Origin of the sequence: Streptomyces antibioticus (genome assembly GCF_002019855.1) — a bacterium.
GTDB classification, from domain to species: domain Bacteria; phylum Actinomycetota; class Actinomycetes; order Streptomycetales; family Streptomycetaceae; genus Streptomyces; species Streptomyces antibioticus_B.
Genome location: NZ_CM007717.1, coordinates 6,230,895 through 6,249,599, shown reverse-complemented (window position 1 = coordinate 6,249,599; position 18,705 = coordinate 6,230,895). Strand labels below are relative to the sequence as shown.

Genomic DNA, 18,705 nt, shown 5'->3' with positions numbered 1-18,705 from the left:
GATCCGTGAACGCGCTTGAATCGCGCTCACGGATCTGGCCAGTTGGTACCCCAGGGACCGGCCCGCCCGAGGAGCGGGCGTCACGGAATCCCTGGGAAGGGGTTCGTGGCGCATGGCGTGGGACGAGTGGGAGCGGTTGAAGGCGGAAGCCGCCTCCGGTGATGGCCCCCATCTACGGCTGAACCAACTGGATCCCGGCAGCGGTCCGGTACGGCCCGCGCCGGATCCCGGTCGGTACGGCGAGCTGAAGGTGGGCCAGCAGGATCTGGCGCGGATCGGCACGAACGCGTTCGAGCTGTACAACGACCTCTGGGACAAGGGCCGCAGGGCAGTACCGACAAGCGAGAGCGCCGCCGGCAGACTCACCGCCTCCGGTTTCGCCCTGGGCGGCGCCCTCCAGCATGTGGCGCTGCGCTGGGACGAGCAGTTGGGCTCCCTGCGGGACGCGTGCGCGCACATCTTGAACCACATGACCGTCACGAAGAAGCTGCACGCCGGTGACGACCACTACATCCGCCGTCAGATGAGCAGCATCGACCTGCTGGACGCGGGCTTCGACGAGCGCGTCGGAGAACCGGGCCGGCCGAACCCGGTGTACGGCGGGAGCAAGGGCGGTCGGAGCTGATGGACCTCGACGCTCTGCGCACCGCCGACTTCAGCCTGCTGGACGACGCCGTCGAGGACTGGTCGGCCATGGTCGGAGACCTGGAGACGCTGATGGACGCCGCCGAGAAGGGGCTGCGCGACGCGGCCAACGCGGCCAACTGGGCGGGCTACAACGCCACCGTCTCGAAGGAGTTCATCGGCAAGACCTCCGGGGAGTTCACCGACGCGCACAACCAGGCCGCGTCGATCCACAAGATCCTCAGGGACACGAGGGACGAGCTGAAGAGGTACAAGGGGCAGCTCGGCGATGCCATCGAACGGGGCCGTCAGCAGCACCTGACGGTGACCGGCCACGAGGGCGGCTTCACGGTTCGGGCGGAGCGGGAGCAGGAAAGGCAGGCCGAGATCACGGCCCTGCGCGACGAGTTGCAGAAGATCCTCGACCAGGCCACGGAGAGCGACTCGTCGGCCGACACGGTCCTCAGAGCGATCGCGAACCAGAGCAAGCTGGGGTTCTCGGATGTGGACTATGCGGACCGGGACGAAGCCGCCAAGGCCCTGAAGCAGGCCGAGGAACTGGCAGCTCTGGCGCGGCAGAAACCCGAGGATCTGTCGGTGGCGGAGTTCGACCGGCTCAACCGGGGCCTGAAGGAGTACTCCGACGACCCGCTCTTCGCGGAGCGCTTCGCCACGCGCCTGGGCCCTCAGGGCACCCTGGACTTCTGGACCGGCCTCAACGACCCGTACAACGCGTCGAGGATCGGCCGTGAGCGGCTGGACCAGTTCGACGACCTCCAGAAACACCTCTCCCTCACCCTGGCCACGGCGTCGCAGAGCGACAACGCCGACATGACCCGGTGGAAGTCGACGATGATCGACCTGGTCGACCAGCCGACCGGCCCTCACGGCCGCTTCCCGCTGGGTGGGCAGGTCATGTCCAACCTGATGCGCTGGGGCGACTACGACGACCGTTTCCTGGTCGGCTACGGCAGGAAGCTGATCGATACGGAGAAGAACCTCACGGACAACGGCAGGTTCGGCGCCTGGCAGCGCACCGGAACGAACCCGCAGCTCAACCGCACCGGCAGTGACTCGGGCCGGGACCCCATGACCGGCTACCTCAAGGCCCTCTCCAACAGCCCGGACGCGGCGACGGACTTCTTCAACGACACCTTCGTCACCAAGGACGAGGACCACGGCTTCACCCACGACACGGACGGGGACGGCAAACAGGGCAAGCGGACCCTCAGCAACTTCGACTATCTCTTCGAAGAACGCGACTGGCCCAGGGACTACAACGACAAGGGCGAGGACAGCATCGCCGGGCGCAACAACCTGGCCCTGGCCCTGGAGGCGGCCACGACGGGACATCCGGCGGGAGAACTGCCTACGGCGGACACACCGCCGCACAACGCCGAGCAGGCCAGGCTCACGCAGAGACTCGTCGAGTCGATCTCGGAGAAGCCGTCGCGTCTCACCGGTCACAGTTACATGTCCGACAGCATGGGCCAGATCGCGGCCGAGTACATGCCGGACATCCACCGGGGACTGCACCCCGGAACCACGGGCGAGAGCGAACTGTTCCCCATCGCGGGCTCGGCAGCGGCCCTCTCCGAACGGGACACCACGCGCTTCCTCTACACCCTCGGCCGCAACCCGGAGAGCTACACGGCCGTGAACCTGGGGCAGACCAGCTACACCACCCAGCTCATGCAGCACCACTTCCAGCACCCCGGCCTGTACGCGCCCGACCCCGCCTTCGGGCAGGAAGAGAGCCTCAAGCAGGGCATCGGCGACATCGCCCGGACCGCGGGCCAGATCGAGGGCATGATCGGAGCGGGTCGCGCCTACGAGAGCGAACTCGAGGGCGGTGCCAAGGACGCCGACTACAACGCCACGATCGAGAGCGTGGGCACCTGGGGCGGAACGGCCGTCGGTATCGGCGTCGGCATGGCCACGACGCCGCTCACCGGCCCGGGCGGTGTCGTCATCGGCGGGCTGGCGGGCACGGCGGCGGACGAGATCATCGGCGCTGTCACCGAGGGTTCCCTGAAAGACAGTTCGGATGACGTCGTCTACCGCAACGGCGAGGAGATCGAAGGCACCAGGTCCTCGACCTACGCGGCGGTCGAGGCGGCCGCCCAGAAGGCGGGAAGGAACTCCGGCCGCAGCCATCCGCTCATCGAGGCTTCCGTGGGCAGTTCGGCGGAGAGTGGGTTCGACAGTGCCCGCACGAAGATCCACGACTACCTCGACGGCGAGGGAGTCCCCAGGCAACTCGACACGGAGGAATGAGCGTTGAAAATCGCTCACCGTACGATCCTTCTCGCCTCCGGGGCCCTGGGCGCGCTGGCGCTCCTGGGCGGAGCCGCGTTTCTCCTCAGGGTGCCGCCCTTCGGGCAGAAGGGCGGGATCGAGGCGTCCGAGGTCTGCGCGTCCCTGGGCACGTCCTCCAGTGCCGCCGAGGCTCTGCGCGAGGTGCTGCCGGCGGAGTCCTCGTACTCCTTCGACGACGATGTGACGTCCCGCGTCGACGCCACGGACACCGGATACGAGTCCGCCTGCTTCGTCTCAGGCGGAGGCGAGCAACTCCTGGTGGCGGACGTACGTTTGATGGCGGACGAGGAGGAGGGAAGCTGGACGGAGTGGGTCCGGGGAACCGCCGCGAGCGACGCGTCGGTCACGGCGCTCACGCCCTTCCCCGCCGGGAAGAAGGCCGTCGCCTCAGGCAGGTTCGCCGCCGTGTTCGTACCCTGCACTTCTGCGGGTCATATCCCTGGCGGCCAGTACAACCTCAGCGTCTCCGTCGAACTCAAGAAGCCGGGAGGAGCGGGCGCGGCCGCGAACCGGGCCGAGCTGATCAAGCTGGCGACGAACGCCGCTTCCTTCGCGCACACCGAGGCGAAGTGCGATCTGGCGCGCTGATGAACGCCCTGGGCCGCACCGTCGCAGGAACGGCGAAGGGTGGGCACCTCCCGTGCGTGCCCACCCTGGTTCCGCTGGTCTTGCCTACCGGCTCTACTGGAAGTAGCTGGCGCCCTTCAGGTCGCCGCCGCGGTAGTCACCGCCGGCCGTGTGGACCTTCTGGGAGATCTGGACCAGCGCCGCGTGGATGGCGCGGGCGTGCCGGTCCCACTCCGCGGACTTGCCCTGGAACGCCGAGTACGCCTCGCCGCCCCAGCCCTGGGACACGTTGAGGACGGCCTGCTTCAGCGCCTCGAGGTCCTCCTCGAGCTTCTTGGCCTGGTCGCCCAGCTCGGTCGCGAGCGCGTCCATCGTGCCGTACGTGACGGCCAGCTCGTCGTAGTGGACTCCGGACATGGTTCCCTCGTTTCGTCGAAGATGTCAGCCGGGCCGCGCGGCCCGGAGAAGCGTCGGTGACCGTCGTCAGTAGCTGTTGAGCGCCGAGGTCTTGCCGCCGAGGTCCTCGACCGAGATCTTGGTGAGGTCGGCCTCGATCTGGTCCTCGAGGTTGCGCTTGTCGGTCTTGTTGAGGTTGATGCCCTCGAGGAAGTCGTCGAGCATCTTCCCGATCGACACCATGTGGGTGTTGATCTCCGTCTGCTTCGTGTTGAACGCGTTGGCGCCCTGGCCCGTCCACGCCTTCTCGATCATGTCGATCGTGCCCTGGAGCTTCGCCAGCGAGCCGCGGATGTTGTCGTACCGGTCGATGACCTCGGTCTGAAGCTTCTGTACGTCGCCGTCATTGAGCTTGCGGTCGACCATGTCGGCACTCCTTTTCGTGAGAGCTGTGGGTACTTGTGTAAGGACTCAGGTCCGGCGCCGGGAACGGATCACCGCGAAGGCGCCGCCCCCGACCACCAGTACGGCGGCCGCGGCCCCGAGTGTCACCCACATCGTGGTGTCGTCGGACGACTCCGAGCTTGATCCTGCCGCCGAAGTTGCCCCGCCTGAAGTGTCCTTGGGGGCTTGTGACGAGGTTGATGCGGAGGGGGAAGCCGCCGAGGGGTCCTCCTCGACGCCCTCGGCGTTCTCCGTGGCCAGCGGGTCGGTGTCGGCGGCCACGGGCTTGTATCCGCTGTCCTCCAGCACCTTGCGGGGCCGGATCAGTCCGTATCCGAGGTACGTGCTGGGGTCGTCCCTCGCCCAGTCCCGTCCCGCGGTGTCAATCAGGCTGGCCAGGACCTGGTTCGCCGTCCAGTCCGGGTGCGCGGACCAGACGAGGGCGGCGGAGGCGGAGGCGATGGCTGTGGCTTGGCTGGTGCCCTGGCTGAGGCAATACGCCTTGAGCTTTTCGTCGCACCAAACGGGGACGCTGAGCCCCGGGGAGGCGAGGTCCACGTAGTTTCCGTGTTCGGAGAACTTGCCGACCGAGCCGTCCTCGTCGGAAGCCGCGATGCCGACCACGTACGGGTAGGCGGCGGGGTAGCCGATGAGGTTCTTCTTCTGAGCTTCATTTCCGGCGGCGGCAAACATCAACTTGCCCTTGGAGTGCGCGTACTTGAAAGCTGCCAGGTCTTCGGAGTTTTCCGCGTCCGCACCGAAGGACATGCTGATGATCTTGACGTCGCTATCGGCAATCGCTCGAATCACGTCTGCCAGTTTGGGGGCGTTCTCCTGGTCAACCTTGTCCTTGAGCGAATCTGCGTTGATCCTGTAGGGAACAATCTTCGCCTCTGGCGCCAAGCCCTTCAGACCACCGCCAGCTCCTGTGCCGGCGATCAGTTCGGCCATGGTCGTCCCGTGGCCGGTGTAGTCCTTGGTCGCCTTGTAGCCGACAGCATGGGGTGTCTCATCGAGTACCTGCCCCTTGAGGGATGGGGTATCGGGGCTGACCCCGGAGTCGACGACCGCGACCTTCACGCCCTTGCCGGTACTGACCTTCCACATCTCGTCAGCCTTCATCGCCGACAAGTACCACTGGTCGGACTGCCCAGTGGCTGCCGCGTTCGGCGCCAGGCCAACTGACAGGACGGCCAAGGCACCAAGCGCTGAGCAGACGGCTGAGACACGTCTCCCGTTTCGTCCCGCGAAAGGCGCGCTCCACCCGCCGCGTCGGCTGATCCCTGACACCATTGCTCTGTCTGTCCTCGCTCTTGTCCGGTCAGTCGTTCGCCGACGTCCCGTCACGCCGCTCCTCGCGACGCTGACGGGTCTCACCGGAACGCTGCTTGCCTCCACGCCCACGGGGCGCACCGGCACCGCCCTTCGGCGCTCCGACCACGCCGTCGGAGTTGCCAGCCGTACGACGGGACGTCTGTGCCGGGTTCGTCTTCGGGGTGTTCGCCCCGATGACTCCACGCTGGCCGGGCCGCTCGCCCGTGTTACGCGAGGGCTGTGCCCCCTCACGGCCGATGACCGTGCCGCGCGGCACCCTGGGTCCGTTGGCGCCCGGGGTGGTACCGCCGGTCACCGGCTTCCCGCCGACGACACCGGGGCGTCCGGCGCCGTTGCGGCCGGGGTTCATGGCGTTCATGCCGTTGACGGGTCCGCGCGGGACACCGCCCGCCTGCTTGCCCGTCGATCCTGCGGGCTTCGGTGTTCCGCCTACGACGCCTCGCCCCATAGGACCACTGGTACGGCCCGCCGCCTGGCCTGGCATCGCGCCACGGCCCATCGGACCACCGGTACGACCGGCAGCCTGGCCGGGCATGGCACCACGCCCCATGGGCGTTTGCCCCGGCATGGCGCCACGGCCCATCGGACCGCCCGTGCGGCCGGTGGCCTGACCGGGCATGCCGCCGCGGCCCATGGGGCCGGTGCCTGTACGTCCTGCCGTGGGGCCGCCTTGCGTGCCGCCGACTCGTCCCTGCGTCGAGATGGGGCCCTTGGCGCCGCCGAAGCCGGTCGTACGACCGGACTGGCCTCGTGCCACGGGTGGCGTCACCACCGGTCCAATCGGGGGGTTCGGACCCACAGGCGGCCCGCCGGTGGTCGTAGTCGGCGGTGCTACTGGTGCCGGCTTGACAGTGTCCTGCGGCGGCAGGGTGCCGACGCTGTCGATCTCCGTGCCTACCTGCTCCTTGGGGGGCAAGGTAGTGCTGTCCTCGCTCGTGTGGGACGAAGACAAGTCCTGAGTGTGCGGTCGCAGCACCGCCGAGCCCGTCGTGTCGTGGCTCGTGGTTGCTGAAGCATGTGTCGAGGAGAGCGAGGTTTGCCCCCGTGCGGGATCCTCTGGCTCCTTGAAACCCGGCGGAGGCGGCGGCACCCCCACATCCGGCATCTTCGGAAACACCGGCTCCTCGGCGTTCTGCATCATGCCGCCGGAGACCGTGTAGAAGGACGCCAGACGGTACATCTGGTTAATGGCCTCTTGGCGGTGACTCTCCGCCTTGACCGCCGCCGCGTACTCGTCGTTGGTGTCGACGCGCTTCGGTGTCGGGATCTCGTCGACCGTCTTGGGGTCGGTGCGGTTGTCGCGGGGTGGCATGGAATTGCGGACGGAGGCGAGGCCGGCGCCGGCGGCGATGACCTGGGTGCCCACGGTGTCGGCGTACGTGGCGAGCGAGTAGGCCGTGCTGACGAGGTCCGTGCCCCACGTGGTGAACGCGGTGTGCGCCTCGCCCTTCCAGTCGATGTCGCCCAGGTTGGTGCTGAGTTCCTCGGCGGCCTTCGTGATGGCGTCGCGGGCGGCGACGAGGGCGTTGCCCGCGTCCTCCAGGAGTTCCGGGTTCGCGGACTCCACGATGTCGATCATCGCGTTGAGGTCGTAGCCCTCGAAGCTGGTCGAGCCGAAGTGGAAGCCGCGCCCACCCATGCCGAACGGGAGGATCTTGGTCACGTTCATGACCGCGTCCAGGGTGCCGTTCTGCTGGGCGGCGTCCTGGTGTTCCGCCGCGTACTCGGGCTGCTTGTCGTCGCCGCTCATCAGTACCCCGCGTCCGTGTGGTCGGCCTTGTTGTCGCGCTTCTTCTCCTCGTTGAGCATCTCTTCGCGATCCCGGTTGACCTCGGTCCGGATCTCGTGGAACCGGTAGCGGAGGTCGTCCTCGAGGTTGTTGAAGTTGACGTCCACGCCGTGCACGGCGATCTGCATGGCCTCGAGCTGGAGGCCGAGCGACTTGGACAGTGACGTGATGCGCTCGTGGACGCGCTCATACTCCAGGTGGAGCGACTTCGCTTCCGGGAAGTTCCCCATCCCGAAAGCGTCCGCGGTCAGGCTGTGCGCACCGACCTTCGACGAGCCGCCCGCCGAGTCCTCGAAGGCGGTGAGCAGGTCGTCCACACGCTTCTTGAACGCTGAAAGGGCCATCAGGCCACGCCGTACGTCGGCGGCTCCTCCACCCATGTCTGCAGGAAGCACGAAGCTTTCCCTCCCCGTTGTCCGTTGCCTGTCCTGAGCAGCCCACGCCCCTCAAGTGTTCATGACCGCAACATGACCACTCTAATGACTTCCACCGACAGTCCCAACTGCCATATGCAACAGGTGTGCTACCACTGCTCGAAACTTCACTGATCCTTCACGGCGTGCGGTCTGGGCCGTAGTCCGCTCTCGGAGCTGCGAGCCGTGCCGCCGTCAGGGTGAGCCAGCCGCTCGGAGTGAGGGGTGCGGGCGGGTCGACCTCCATGCCGAGGTCGGCGACGGCCAACGCGTAGTCCACCTCCTCCAGTTGGAGGGCGAGCAGCTCGTGCATCTCGCCGACCAGGCGGGCCACCAGGTGCGGGTCGGTGGTCGCGCGGTAGTCGTCCACGGCCGCGTCATGGTGTTCGAACTCGTCCGGCATGTCCTGCGAGAACCATCCGCCGAGGAACTGGCCCAGTTCCGGGAAGCGGGCGTTCCACTCCCAGTGGGTGGCGGGGGTGGCCGGGGGCGGGACGAGGCCCTCGTCCACGCTGCGCCGGATGTGGTCGGCGAGGAGCGTCAGCCAGTCAAGGATCTCGCCGTCGGGGAGGCCGACGTCCGGCAGTGCGTAGAACTCGCCGAGCCGGACCTTCAGCCGTCCCGGCGGGTTGCGGGCGTACTCGCGTAGCTGGGTCTCGGCGGTGGCGAGCGCCCAGGGGCGGGTGTGCCAGGTGTGCCGCAGGTAAGCGGTGAGGGCCGCGCTCGGCGCGTCCTCGGTGTCGTCGGCCGGCTGACCGGCGTACGCACGGAGGACCTGGTCCAACTCGCCGTAGCGGCGGTCGTGTTCAAGAGGTGTCAGCGCCACGGTGACTGCACTGCCTTCACAGGTAGACGGGGAAACTGGCGTGCACGGCGAACCCGTGCGCTGCGGACGGCTCGCGGCGCAGGACGACCCGGGCGGCACGGACGTCGACCGCGCCCCGGCCGGCCAGCGCCATCGCCTGGAGCAGCACCCTGCCGACAGGGTCCTCCCGGGACGGCCACGCCGCCTCGATCGTGAGCCGTCGCCGGGTGGACTCCGCCAGCCAGCGGTGGACGACCTGTTCGTTGCGGGTGACCACGTGCTGCGTCGCCCACTGCGCGGTCGCGCGGTCGGGGTAGGTGGCGGTGCGGGTGCGCAAGGGATTCTCCAGAGTGGGCGGTGCGGCGGACAGCATCACATCAGCGGAACGACCAGACCATCCCGACCTCCGTCTCCGACACGAGCACCAAGCCGAAGTCGAAGGTGCGTGTGGAAAAGGAGTGCCAACTGGAAACCGGCTGGTAGTAGTCCTTGGTGGCGCTGCGCCCCCCAGTGTTCGCATAGAAGTGCGAAGCCTCGGGGAAACGCGACAGGATGACACCGGCGTCAGCTTCGAGGACCTCCCTACGCTCCTCGAAATCCGGTTCCTTTGTCACATCGATCCACGGCGTGGCAAGGGCCACGAGGAACCGCAGAGCCTGAGAACGAGAAATCTCATAGAGATACGGCTTCCAGCCATCCGGCGCAGCAAGGGCCCCCGGAGGGATGACGAACGGGTAGGACGGCTCGTCGATCCTGTCGAGTTCCCCCTCCCACATGTCCACGGTGCGCCAACCCCGGACGTCGCGCGTCTCACCGTGCATCAGGGTGACCACGTCGAGCAGCCAGTTCTCGTGCTCCCTGCCCGTCACCTTGGCGATGGTCACCCGCTGCTCGTACATCTCCATCGCCTCGGCCCACGAACGCTCGTCGAGTTCCGTCATCGTTCTCATCAGCGGAACGACCAGACCATTCCGACCTCCGCCTGCGACACGAGCACCAAGCCGAAGTCGTAGGTGCGCGTGGAGAAGGGGAACCAGCCCGAAACCCGCTGGTAGTAGTCACGGGTAGCGCTGTCTTGCCCGGTGTTCGCATAGAAGTGCGAACCCTCCGGGAAGCGCGACAGGATGACGCGGGCGTCAGCTTCGAGGGCCATCCTGCGCTCCTCGAAATCAGGTTCCATGGTGACGTCGATCCAAGGGGTGGAAAGGGCCACGAGGAACCGCAGGGCCTGGGAACGCGGGATCTCGTGCAGGTACGGCTTCCAGGCGTCCGGCGTCGCGAGGGCCTCCGGAGGGATGGCGAAGGGGTAGGACGGCTCGTCAATCCTGTCGAGTTCCCCCTCCCACTTGTCCACGGTGCGCCAACCTCGGACGTCGCGCGTCTCACCGTGCATCAGGGTGACCACATCGAGCAGCCAGTTCTCGTGCTCCCTGCCCGTCACCTTGGCGACGGTCGCCCGCATCTCGTACATCCCGATCGCCTTGGCCCACGAACGCTCGTCGAGTTCCGTCATCGTCTTTTCCCCTCTCACCACGCGATGAACGACCAGACCATTCCGACCTCCGTATCGGAGACGAGGAACAGGCCGAGGTCCCAGACGTGTGTGGAAATCGTGCTACATCCAGAGATGTGTTGGTAGTAGTCCTTCTCCGCGCTATCGCGTCCCGTGTTGGCATAAAAGTGGGACCCCTCGGGGAAACGGGACAGGACGGTGTCGGCCTTCGCTTCCAGCCCTGCTCTGCGCTCCTCGAAGTCCTCCGTTCTCGCGACACTGAGCCAGGTCGTCGACAGTGCTGCGAGAAACTTCTTGGCGGACGAACGGGGAATCTCATGCACCCGAGATCTGAGGATCTCCGCCTTCTCGGGGTCCGTCGGTAGATCGATGAAGGGGTAGTACGGGTCGTCGAGTCTTTCGAACTCACCCACGAGAGGGTCGTTCACACGCCAGCCACGGGCGTCCAGGGTGTCGCCATGCATCAGGGTGTGCACGTCGTACACCCATTCCTCGTGCTCCCTGCGCGTCACCTTTGCGATGGTGTACCTACGCTCGTACATGCCGATCGCCTCGGCCCACGCGCGTTCGTCGGGATCGATCATCTTCGACTCCTGACTCGTCACTTGGGCATGGACGTGTAGACGACGAAAGGCGGGTCCAGGTTCGGTTCATATTTGAGTACGGTGGAGACTCCGTAAGCGGCCTGTGGTGGCGTCGGGTGACCGTTCACTACTCGTGCCGTGCTCCCGGTGATGACGGGAGCCGTCAAATTACCCCCGGCAACGGCAGGAACCGAGAATTCTTCCATCTTCCCGACCGGCGGAGGACCTTGTAGCCATTTGTCGATTTCCGCCGTATTGCTCCGCAGATTGTACTGCGTATATTCCTGCGCCGATTCAAGATCAGTGAAAGTCGAGGCCGCCGGGATGTCCGGCCCGGTCGACCCACTTGCCTGGTCCCGCAACCGCTGCGTCAACTGCTCATCCGTCAGCCCGACATGCTTGTCGATGCTGTGTCCGCCGTACAGCTCCTCCTCGGTCGCGAGGTCGAGGCTGTATTTGTAGGGGACCTGGCTTTCCGGGCGCTGCCAGCTGTGTTCCTTCTTGAAGTCGTTCAGGGTGCGCGCGCCGTAGCCCGCGGCGCGGGCCGCCTCCGCTCGGAAGGTGGGGACGCTGAGGATCGCCTCGTCCAGTTCCGGGACGAGTCCCTTCACCTTGGTGGCGGCCTCGCTGAACGCCTGGTGGTACGCCTCGACGGCCCTGTCGGCGGCGCCCTTGTCCATGTGTGTGCGGAACGTGAGGACGATCTCGCCGAACGCCATGGTCGCCCCGAGCCGGGTCAGTTCGAAGAGGTCGAGGCCGGTCGTCAAGTCCTTGACCGTCGCCTTCGTGGCGTCGATGGCGAGCTGGGTCGTCGTGTCCGCCGTCTTGTTGCGCACGTCGGCCAGGTGGTTGAGCGTGTCCTTGAGGGTGGTGGCCGTGTTGCGGAGGATCTCGATGATGGGGCGCTGTTTCGCGGGGACGACATTGCGGTTCGTCTTCCAACTGCGGCCCATGGAGACCCGGTTGCCCTGCGGGTCGTAGGTCCGGCCCCATTCCGTGGTGCCCCAGATGGTCTGGCAGAACGCCTTCATCGCGCCCTGCCACTCGTCGTTGCCCTTGTTGTTGGTGATGAACTTGATGGCGCCGTTGAAGTTGTCCGAGGCGGCCTTCGCCGCCTTCTCGGCCGCTTCCCAGCCGGTGGCCATGGTCTTCAGTTCTTCGTCCCTGGCACCGGGCGTGATCTCGTGCATCTTGCCGAGCCTGAGGCCGTGTTCGATCGCCGGGCGGATGACGTCGGCGAGGAAGTCGGGGATCTCGCCGAGGACTCCCGAGATGGCCCAGGAGTCCGCGTCCTCACCCGTGCCGACCCACTTGACGTCGTTGACCGGACCGTACTTGGGCACGTTCTCGATGACGGCGGGCGGCTGCCTGTCGACAGGCGGCGGGCCGTACATACGGCGGGCCTGCCAGTCCGCCTGGACGTACTTGTTCGTCGTGTCCGTCAGACCGACCGCGACACCGCCCACGCTGACGACGCTCTTCGCCCACAGTTCCAGGAACTTCTCGTTGACCGTCCGGTACGCCTCGGAGAACTGGTCCGCGCCCCAGCCGGCCCCCGCCGACTGGCTGTACTCGTTCAGGACGCCGACCAGGGACCGGGCGCCCTTGTCGTAGTCGAACTGCCCGTCCCGTACGACGAGCGCGGTGTAGTACACGTGCTGGGGCTGTACGTCGAAGCCGCCGCCGCTCGTCTTGGGCGAGCGGGTGCGGGCGGCCGCGGCCTCCTTGGCGCGCTCCTCGTCCGAGGGCAGCTTCTCCCCCATCAGGCACCGCCCCAGCCGCGCAGCACCGCCAGGTGCGCGGCGGCGTAGTTGGTGTGGCCCGTGGTCACGTACTCGTGGAGCCACTTCTGGGCCGCCTGGAGGTCCTGCGCGGAGCGGTCCCACTCGTCGAGCTTGTCCACGAACACGTCGCGGGTCTCGCCCTGCCAGGACAGCACGACGGGCACGACCCGGTCGTAGAGGCCGTCGAGCTTGGTGTTGAGCTGCTTGAGGATGTCCTCCAGGTCTGCGGCCAGTTCGTGCAGCGTCGTGAAGGACACGGATATGTATTCGTCGGGTTCGTTGCCGGTCGACATGTTTCCCCCTGTTCGTCGGCGACTCCGGTGCTGGACGGGCTACAGGTCGTCGAGGCTGCTCCGCGGCGCCGTCGGGACCTCGGTGTTCGGGGTCGACAACCGGTCGACCTCGCTGTCGACGTCCACCTCGATCCGGCGCATCTGCGCCAGCACGTCCAGGTCGTCCTGGGAGAAGCCGTCGCGGCTGAGCCGTACCGCCTCCTCCAGGAGTTTCATCACCTCGCGGATGCGTACGGCGTCCTCGGCGGCGGCGCGGTGGAAGTCCCGGTACGCGGACGCGGCCGGGCCGCTCCAGCCGGCCTCGATCCGGTCGACCAGCGCGTCCATGCGGCGGACCTGCTTGTCCAGGTGGCTCTGCATGCCGTCGAGGTCGTCGGCGAGTTTGGTGAGGTTCTCGCTCGACACCTTCAGGTTCGGCCGGGTGCCTGCTCCTGGGTGTGTCAATGTGCTGTCCTTTCCCCCGTTGTGTTCTTCGGTCTAGTCGACCCCCGCCACCCTCCGAGCCCGACGCCGCGCGTCCCTGATGGCCACCGCCGTGCCGCTCGTGCCGGCGACGAGGACGGCCGCTGCCACCGCTACGTACGTGGCGAGGCGGGTGTTGCGTTCGTCGGGGGTTTCGCCGGTCTGGAACTTGGCCGCGGTGGGGGCCTCGGCGCGGGAGAGGCCGTTCTGGGGGTCGGGGGACTCGATGGGGCGGTCGTCCTCCGTCAGGGCGCGGACCGGGTCGACCACGCCCCAGCCGACCAGGCGGTCGTGGCCGGCGATGGTGCGCTCGGCGGTCTGTTCGATCTGGGCGACGATCTGGCGGGCGGTCCAGTCCGGGTGCCGCGCCTTGAGGAGTGCGGCGACGCCCGCGACGTACGGCGCGGAGAAGCTCGTGCCGTTGTCGGAGCAGTGGCCGCCCGAGGGGACCGTGGAGATCATGTCGACGCCGGGTGCGGCGACGCCGACGAAGTCGCCGGACTGGGAGAAGGCGGCGCGTTCGTTGTTGCGGTCGGAGGCGGCGACGGCGAGGACGCCGTCGTAGGAGGCGGGGTAGGTCTCCTTCACGTTGCCGTCCAGACCGTCGTTGCCGGCCGACGCCACGACGACGATCTTCTGGGCCAGGGCCTCGTCGATCGCCTTCTCCAGGTCGTCGGAGGGCTTCATGGCGTTCGAGGTGTCCTGGGAGATGTTGATGACGCCGGCCTTGGCCTGGACGGCGTAGCGGATCGCCGCGGCCAGGGTGTCGGTGGTGCCGTGGCCCTCCGCGTCGTTCTGCTGGATCGGGATGATCGTCGCCTCGGGGGCGAGGCCCACGAATCCGGTGCCGGCGGCCGGGCGGGCGGCGATGATGCCGGCGACCTTGGTGCCGTGGCCGACGGTGTCCGTGGTGCCGTTCTCCTTGCCCCGCTCGATCGGGTCGCCGTCCTCGTCCTTGAGGCCCTTCGGCAGCAGATTGCGGCCGCTCTTGGCGTCGACGGCCGCGGTGAGCTGCGGGTTCTTCACGTCCACGCCGGTGTCGATGACGGCCACCCGGACGCCGGCCCCCTTGGAGCGGCTCCACAGTTCGTCCAGCAGCACCCGCTGAAGGGACCAGGGGCGGCCCGGGTAGAGGCCGTTGGGGAACTGGCACTGGTCCGAGTACGGCAGCTTGTCCGCGGCGGCCGCGGGCGGTGCGAGGAGCGGGGCCGTGGCCAGGAGCGCCGCGGCCGCGGCCGTCAGCGTCGGGCGCAGGAGAGAGGCACGCAGGAGAGAAGCACGCGGCATCGTCGTCCTCCCCCTCACGAGCCCTGCGGCTGGCGCGCCGCCGCGGTCGACAGGCGGGGGCCCGTGGGCAGGAACTCCGACCAGGCGGCCGGGACCGGTGCCGGGTCGACGTCCTTGTAGCCGAGCAGGGTCTGTGCCTGCTGGGCCTCCCGCTGCTGCTGCGCGCGCTGTTCGGCGGTCATGCCGATGCCCGCGTCGTCGGTCGCGCTGTCGCCGTTGGACTGGAGGACGTACCGCAGGCCGGTGTCGGTGACCAGGAAGACCGGGCCCGCCTTGGTCGCCTTGCCCTGGAACTGGCGGTAGAGCTGGCCGGATCCGGGCGTGACGTAGGCGCTGGAGGAGCCGGCGGGAAGCTTCTCGGGGAAGTCGGTGCCCGCCCAGGTGCTCAGGGTGGTCGCGCCCGAGTCGCCGTCGACGCCGCGCAGGACGTTGCAGACGGTGCTGCGGCTCCCGGCGGCGGGCGACGGGTCGTTGACGGGCGTGGGGTCGCCGGTCGGCCAGCGGTGGTCGGTGCCGAAGGGCTTGCCCGGCACGATCGCGCCGGGGCTGACCTCGGCGGCGTGGCCCGCCTGGCCGAGCGGCGCCAACTCCTCGCTGAAGAGGAGGAGTTGGGCGATGAAGGCGGAGACGGGGGCGACCCGGCCGGGCAGCACGACGTAGTACTGCTCCGCGTTGTTGTCGAACGCCTTGAGGACGGTGCCGACCTTGTCGGTCGCGTCGTCCAACTGGCCCGGCGTGTTCGCCGGTTCACCGGGGCGACCCTCGATCTGCGGGAACGTGACCGCGTCGCCCTGGTGCAGGGTCGCCAGCCACTCCGCGGAGACCCGCTGCGGCTGCCGGTTGGAGCCGACGACGGCCCGCAGCAGCAGTTCGTCGCTCTTGTCGATCGGGTACGCCCGGCCCGTCGCGTCCACGACGAACTGGTCGCCGTCCGGGTCGGCGACGTACAGCAACTCGCCGTCGCCCAGGCGCCCCTTGCCGTCGGTCGCCTTCATCTCGTCACCGGAGAGCACGAGCGCGGCCTTCTGGACGGAGTCGCCGCCGCCCGCGCTCGGACGCTCGCAGACCGCCCAGCGCTTGGCCTTGCCGGCCTCGTCCGCGGAGGGCAGCCGGTCGGGGGCGTACGGGATGCCGATGGTGACGCCGTGCGGGATCTTGCCGTTGTCGAGAACGGACTCGGCGACCGTGACGACGTCACCGCCGCCCGCCTCCAACAGGAGTTTCGCGGACGCCATGTTGAGGACCGGGTGGAGCTGGACCTCGCCGTCGGTCTTCAGGATCACGTACCGGGTGGTCGACTTGCTGGCGATGATCACCTTGGCGTTGGGCTGGTCCCAGCCCTTCGGCGCGGTCGGCTTGAACATGCCCCACGCCCCGAAGACGGCCATGACGACGACGCCGATGATGACGCCGGGCAGAATCGCGCGCAGCGGCCGCGGCGCCCCCTCCTCCGAGCCGTCGGGCGACGACTGGAGGAAGGCCGCGAGCATACGGCGCTTCGCGAAGGTGTAGGCATTGAGCTGATCGCGCCGGGATGCCATCTGTCTGTGTCTCTCCCCGTTGTCCGTCCTGGCCCCATCCGCGGGGTCACGGTCCCGCGCCCCCGATGTCAGAGCGGCCCCCTACTATGCCTGGTATCCGCCGTGGCTCGGCGAGCGGGTAGGGTTCCCGGGCCGTCAAGTGCCCTGTGCGGTGCTGAAATGCGGGCGAGTCGTGAGCGATACGGGGGGATGGAGTGAGGGCTTCGGGAACGCGCGAACGCTCCGGCGGCCGGGCGCGGACACAGGGCTCCTCGGCCCCGCGGCCGCCCGCGGCGCGGCGCGCACCGGGATCGGGGGCGCTTCAGCTCAAGGCGCGTTCGGGGCAGGGTGGGGCATTCCGGCTGCAACGCCTCGTCCTGTGGGAGATCGCGGCCGCGGTCCTGCTGGTCGGCTGGGCGATCGGCCCGGTCGGGATGGCGGTGGCGGCCGCCGTCGCCGTCGTGCTGGTCGTGGTGTCGGTGGCCCGCCGCCGGGGCCGCTCGCTGCCCGAATGGCTGGCCACCGCGCGCGGGTTGAAGGCCCGGCGGCGGCTCGCGGAGAAGCTGGAGATACCGGCCGGCACCGAACCGGGCTTCGGACCGGCCCTGGAGTGCGACCCCAGCCTGCGCACCTACACCTACAACGGCCGTGACCGGCGCCCCGTCGGCATCGTCGGGGACGGCACGTTCGTGACGGCCGTCCTCCAGATCGAGGCCGACGCGACCGCGCTGCGTGCCGAGCGGGACCGCCAGCCGCTGCCGCTCGCCCTGGTGCACGACGCGCTCGACGTGGACGGCATCCGCCTGGAGTCCGCCCAGATCGTGCTGCACACCCAGCCCGCGCCCGCGCTGCACCTGCCCCCGCAGTCCGTCGCCGTCTCCAACTACGCGCCGCTCCAGGAGCAGACCGGCGCCCCGGCCGTGCGCATCACCTGGATCGCGCTGAAGCTCGACCCGGAGCTGTGCCCGGAGGCCGTGGCGGTGCGCGGCGGCGGTCTCCTCGGCGCGCAGAAGTGCGTGGTGCGGGCCGCCGACCATCTCGCGAGCCGGCTCACCGGCGCCGGGTTCCGGGCGACCGTCCTCGACGAGGAGCAGCTCACGGCCGCCGTCGCCACCTCGGCCTGTGCCAACCCGCTGGTGACGGCGGAGGCCGGGCGCACCGGCACGCTGGAGCGGCGGACCGAGGAGTCCGGCCGGAGCTGGCGCTGCGACAACCGCCGGCACACCACGTACTGGCTGCGCCGCTGGCCGGCCCTGGGCGGCGGCAACGGCCCTTCGCTCCCCCAGTTCATCGCCCTGGTCACCGCGGTGCCCGCGCTCGCCACCACCTTCAGCGTCACCCTCGCGCGCGGTGAGCGCCAGGAGGTCTCCCTGAGCGGGCACGTGCGCGTGACGGGCCGCAGCGACGACGAACTCGTGGCGGCCCGGCGGGCGGTGCAGGGCGCGGCCCGGCACACCGGCGCGGGTCTCGCCCGGCTCGACCGGGAACAGGTGCCCGGCATCCTGGCCACTCTGCCCCTCGGAGGTGTTCGGTGACGGCTACGACGAGACGGGCGGCCACCGCTCCCGGCGGTCCCGAGCCCACCACGGGCCGGCGCGGGGAGCGCTCGCTGCGCAGCGGCTTCGGCCTCCTGGGCCCCCGGCACGGCCGCCACTCGGTGACCGTCGAGCAACTCGCCTCGCTGGCCCTGCCCATCGGGGACGACGGCGTCGTCATCGGCGTGGACGCCGAGAACCGGCCCGCCGTCCTGGGCCTCAACCGGCCCACGCCGTACGACGTCGTCCTCATCGGCGGTCTGTGGACGGCCCAGGTCCTCGCGCTCAGAGCGGCGGCGACCGGCGCCCGGGTCGCCGTGGAGACCGGACGTCCGCAGGCCTGGGTGCAGATGGTGCACGCCATGGGCGGCGGGCAGAACGGCCTCGCGGTGTACGAGGTCGGACGCGTCCCCCCGCAGGGCGCCTCGGCGGGCACGCCGGTGCTCGTGGTGCGGGACTGCGGCATGCGGCCCCCGCGCGGGCGCGTCGCCTCGGGACCGTGGCAGGCGGTGCTGACGCTGCTGCCGTATCTCAGCCCGGTCGCCCCCCGGCTGCTGCGGCAGGCACGGCTGGTCGGCGTCCAGCGGATCTCGCCGGACGAGGCCACGGAGCTGGGCCGCGCGCTGACCCTGCCGGCGGCCGACGTGACGGCGCTGCCCACCCTCGCCGACGGTCTGACCCTGTGGTGCGCCGACCGCGACCGGCAGTATGTGATGACCCAGCCGACGGACGCGGAGATCGGGCTGCTGGGCACGCCCCGGCGGATGGACTGACCCGGTTTCCCTCAGTCGTCGTGCGGTACGCGGTACTTCGGTGGCTATGACCGTTTCCCGGAGCGGCGGGTTCACGTGACGGACCTGTGCCGAGGGGTGGGCGGGCCTGCCGGGGCGGGGCATCTGATGATTAGGCTGGTGCGGGGCGCGGCACCGGAAACCCGTGGGGCGGGTGCCGGCGTCCTCGGGGAGGGCCGGCACCTCGGACGACCTCCGACGAACGACCCCGAAGCCCCTTCGCACGACGAGAAGACGAGAACTG

20 protein-coding genes are annotated in these 18,705 nt (G+C 68.9%); 5 read left to right on the top strand and 15 right to left on the bottom strand.

The window, feature by feature from the left end; translation table 11 throughout:
- Positions 1-112: 112 nt before the first annotated feature.
- Genes AFM16_RS28440 through AFM16_RS28430 form a run of 3 tightly spaced genes read left to right on the top strand, consistent with a single transcriptional unit; the run spans position 113 to position 3,531 of the window.
- Positions 113-625: a hypothetical protein gene (locus AFM16_RS28440; RefSeq protein WP_078635064.1), complete on the top strand. Its 513-nt coding sequence runs from the start codon at positions 113-115 to the stop codon at positions 623-625.
- A complete protein-coding gene (locus AFM16_RS28435; protein ID WP_078635062.1) occupies positions 625-2,901 on the top strand; it encodes a DUF6571 family protein in 2,277 nt (758 codons plus the stop codon). Before AFM16_RS28440 ends, AFM16_RS28435 begins: the two co-directional genes overlap by 1 nt.
- Positions 2,902-2,904: 3 nt before the next feature.
- Positions 2,905-3,531 (top strand): hypothetical protein, encoded by a 627-nt coding sequence (locus AFM16_RS28430; RefSeq protein WP_245177820.1) that lies wholly within the window; start codon positions 2,905-2,907, stop codon positions 3,529-3,531.
- Positions 3,532-3,624: 93 nt separating this feature from the next.
- On the opposite strand, the gene AFM16_RS28425 is transcribed toward AFM16_RS28430, so the two are convergent.
- The 15 genes from AFM16_RS28425 to eccB all read right to left on the bottom strand — a co-directional run bounded on the left by AFM16_RS28425 (position 3,625) and on the right by eccB (position 16,156).
- The gene (locus AFM16_RS28425; protein WP_030797113.1) at positions 3,625-3,927 is read right to left on the bottom strand and encodes a WXG100 family type VII secretion target; all 303 of its coding nucleotides are present in this window, start codon (positions 3,925-3,927) and stop codon (positions 3,625-3,627) included.
- A 66-nt stretch (positions 3,928-3,993) separates the two neighbouring features.
- Positions 3,994-4,332: a WXG100 family type VII secretion target gene (locus AFM16_RS28420; RefSeq protein ID WP_030797111.1), complete on the bottom strand. Its 339-nt coding sequence runs from the start codon at positions 4,330-4,332 to the stop codon at positions 3,994-3,996.
- Positions 4,333-4,377: 45 nt separating this feature from the next.
- A complete protein-coding gene (locus AFM16_RS28415; RefSeq protein ID WP_051781084.1) occupies positions 4,378-5,472 on the bottom strand; it encodes a S8 family serine peptidase in 1,095 nt (364 codons plus the stop codon).
- A gap of 199 nt (positions 5,473-5,671) precedes the next feature.
- Positions 5,672-7,435 (bottom strand): mediator complex subunit 15 domain-containing protein, encoded by a 1,764-nt coding sequence (locus AFM16_RS40500; protein WP_167797270.1) that lies wholly within the window; start codon positions 7,433-7,435, stop codon positions 5,672-5,674.
- Positions 7,435-7,854: a DUF2563 family protein gene (locus AFM16_RS28400; RefSeq protein ID WP_030797105.1), complete on the bottom strand. Its 420-nt coding sequence runs from the start codon at positions 7,852-7,854 to the stop codon at positions 7,435-7,437. The genes AFM16_RS40500 and AFM16_RS28400 overlap by 1 nt, the downstream gene beginning before the upstream one ends.
- A gap of 172 nt (positions 7,855-8,026) precedes the next feature.
- The gene (locus AFM16_RS28395; protein WP_078635047.1) at positions 8,027-8,713 is read right to left on the bottom strand and encodes a contact-dependent growth inhibition system immunity protein; all 687 of its coding nucleotides are present in this window, start codon (positions 8,711-8,713) and stop codon (positions 8,027-8,029) included.
- Between the two features lie 16 nt (positions 8,714-8,729).
- Entirely contained in the window at positions 8,730-9,029 is a 300-nt protein-coding gene (locus tag AFM16_RS28390) for an RNase A-like domain-containing protein (RefSeq protein WP_078637117.1), read from the bottom strand.
- A gap of 40 nt (positions 9,030-9,069) precedes the next feature.
- On the bottom strand, positions 9,070-9,633 hold the full coding sequence (locus tag AFM16_RS28385) for a hypothetical protein (protein WP_143648456.1): 564 nt from the start codon (positions 9,631-9,633) through the stop codon (positions 9,070-9,072).
- Positions 9,634-9,641: 8 nt separating this feature from the next.
- A complete protein-coding gene (locus AFM16_RS28380) occupies positions 9,642-10,205 on the bottom strand; it encodes a hypothetical protein (protein ID WP_143648454.1) in 564 nt (187 codons plus the stop codon).
- Between the two features lie 14 nt (positions 10,206-10,219).
- Positions 10,220-10,789 (bottom strand): hypothetical protein, encoded by a 570-nt coding sequence (locus tag AFM16_RS28375; protein ID WP_078635041.1) that lies wholly within the window; start codon positions 10,787-10,789, stop codon positions 10,220-10,222.
- A 17-nt stretch (positions 10,790-10,806) separates the two neighbouring features.
- Positions 10,807-12,552 carry an RNase A-like domain-containing protein gene (locus AFM16_RS28370; protein WP_078635038.1) on the bottom strand — a complete coding sequence of 582 codons (1,746 nt, stop codon included), beginning with the start codon at positions 12,550-12,552 and terminating at the stop codon, positions 10,807-10,809.
- Positions 12,552-12,866: a WXG100 family type VII secretion target gene (locus tag AFM16_RS28365; RefSeq protein ID WP_078635036.1), complete on the bottom strand. Its 315-nt coding sequence runs from the start codon at positions 12,864-12,866 to the stop codon at positions 12,552-12,554. Before AFM16_RS28365 ends, AFM16_RS28370 begins: the two co-directional genes overlap by 1 nt.
- Positions 12,867-12,905: 39 nt before the next feature.
- Positions 12,906-13,310, bottom strand: coding sequence for a WXG100 family type VII secretion target (locus tag AFM16_RS28360; RefSeq protein ID WP_256861357.1), 405 nt, complete (start codon positions 13,308-13,310; stop codon positions 12,906-12,908).
- Between the two features lie 33 nt (positions 13,311-13,343).
- Positions 13,344-14,615, bottom strand: a complete 1,272-nt coding sequence (gene mycP, locus AFM16_RS28355; protein ID WP_078635028.1) for a type VII secretion-associated serine protease mycosin — start codon at positions 14,613-14,615, stop codon at positions 13,344-13,346.
- Positions 14,616-14,629: 14 nt separating this feature from the next.
- Positions 14,630-16,156, bottom strand: coding sequence for a type VII secretion protein EccB (gene eccB / locus AFM16_RS28350; RefSeq protein ID WP_078635026.1), 1,527 nt, complete (start codon positions 16,154-16,156; stop codon positions 14,630-14,632).
- Positions 16,157-16,350: 194 nt separating this feature from the next.
- Here eccB and eccE point away from each other — a divergent pair, with 194 nt between their 5' ends.
- Entirely contained in the window at positions 16,351-17,670 is a 1,320-nt protein-coding gene (gene eccE / locus AFM16_RS28345; protein WP_078635024.1) for a type VII secretion protein EccE, read from the top strand.
- Positions 17,667-18,443 (top strand): hypothetical protein, encoded by a 777-nt coding sequence (locus AFM16_RS28340; RefSeq protein ID WP_030797078.1) that lies wholly within the window; start codon positions 17,667-17,669, stop codon positions 18,441-18,443. The genes eccE and AFM16_RS28340 overlap by 4 nt, the downstream gene beginning before the upstream one ends.
- The last annotated feature ends 262 nt before the right edge of the window (positions 18,444-18,705 follow it).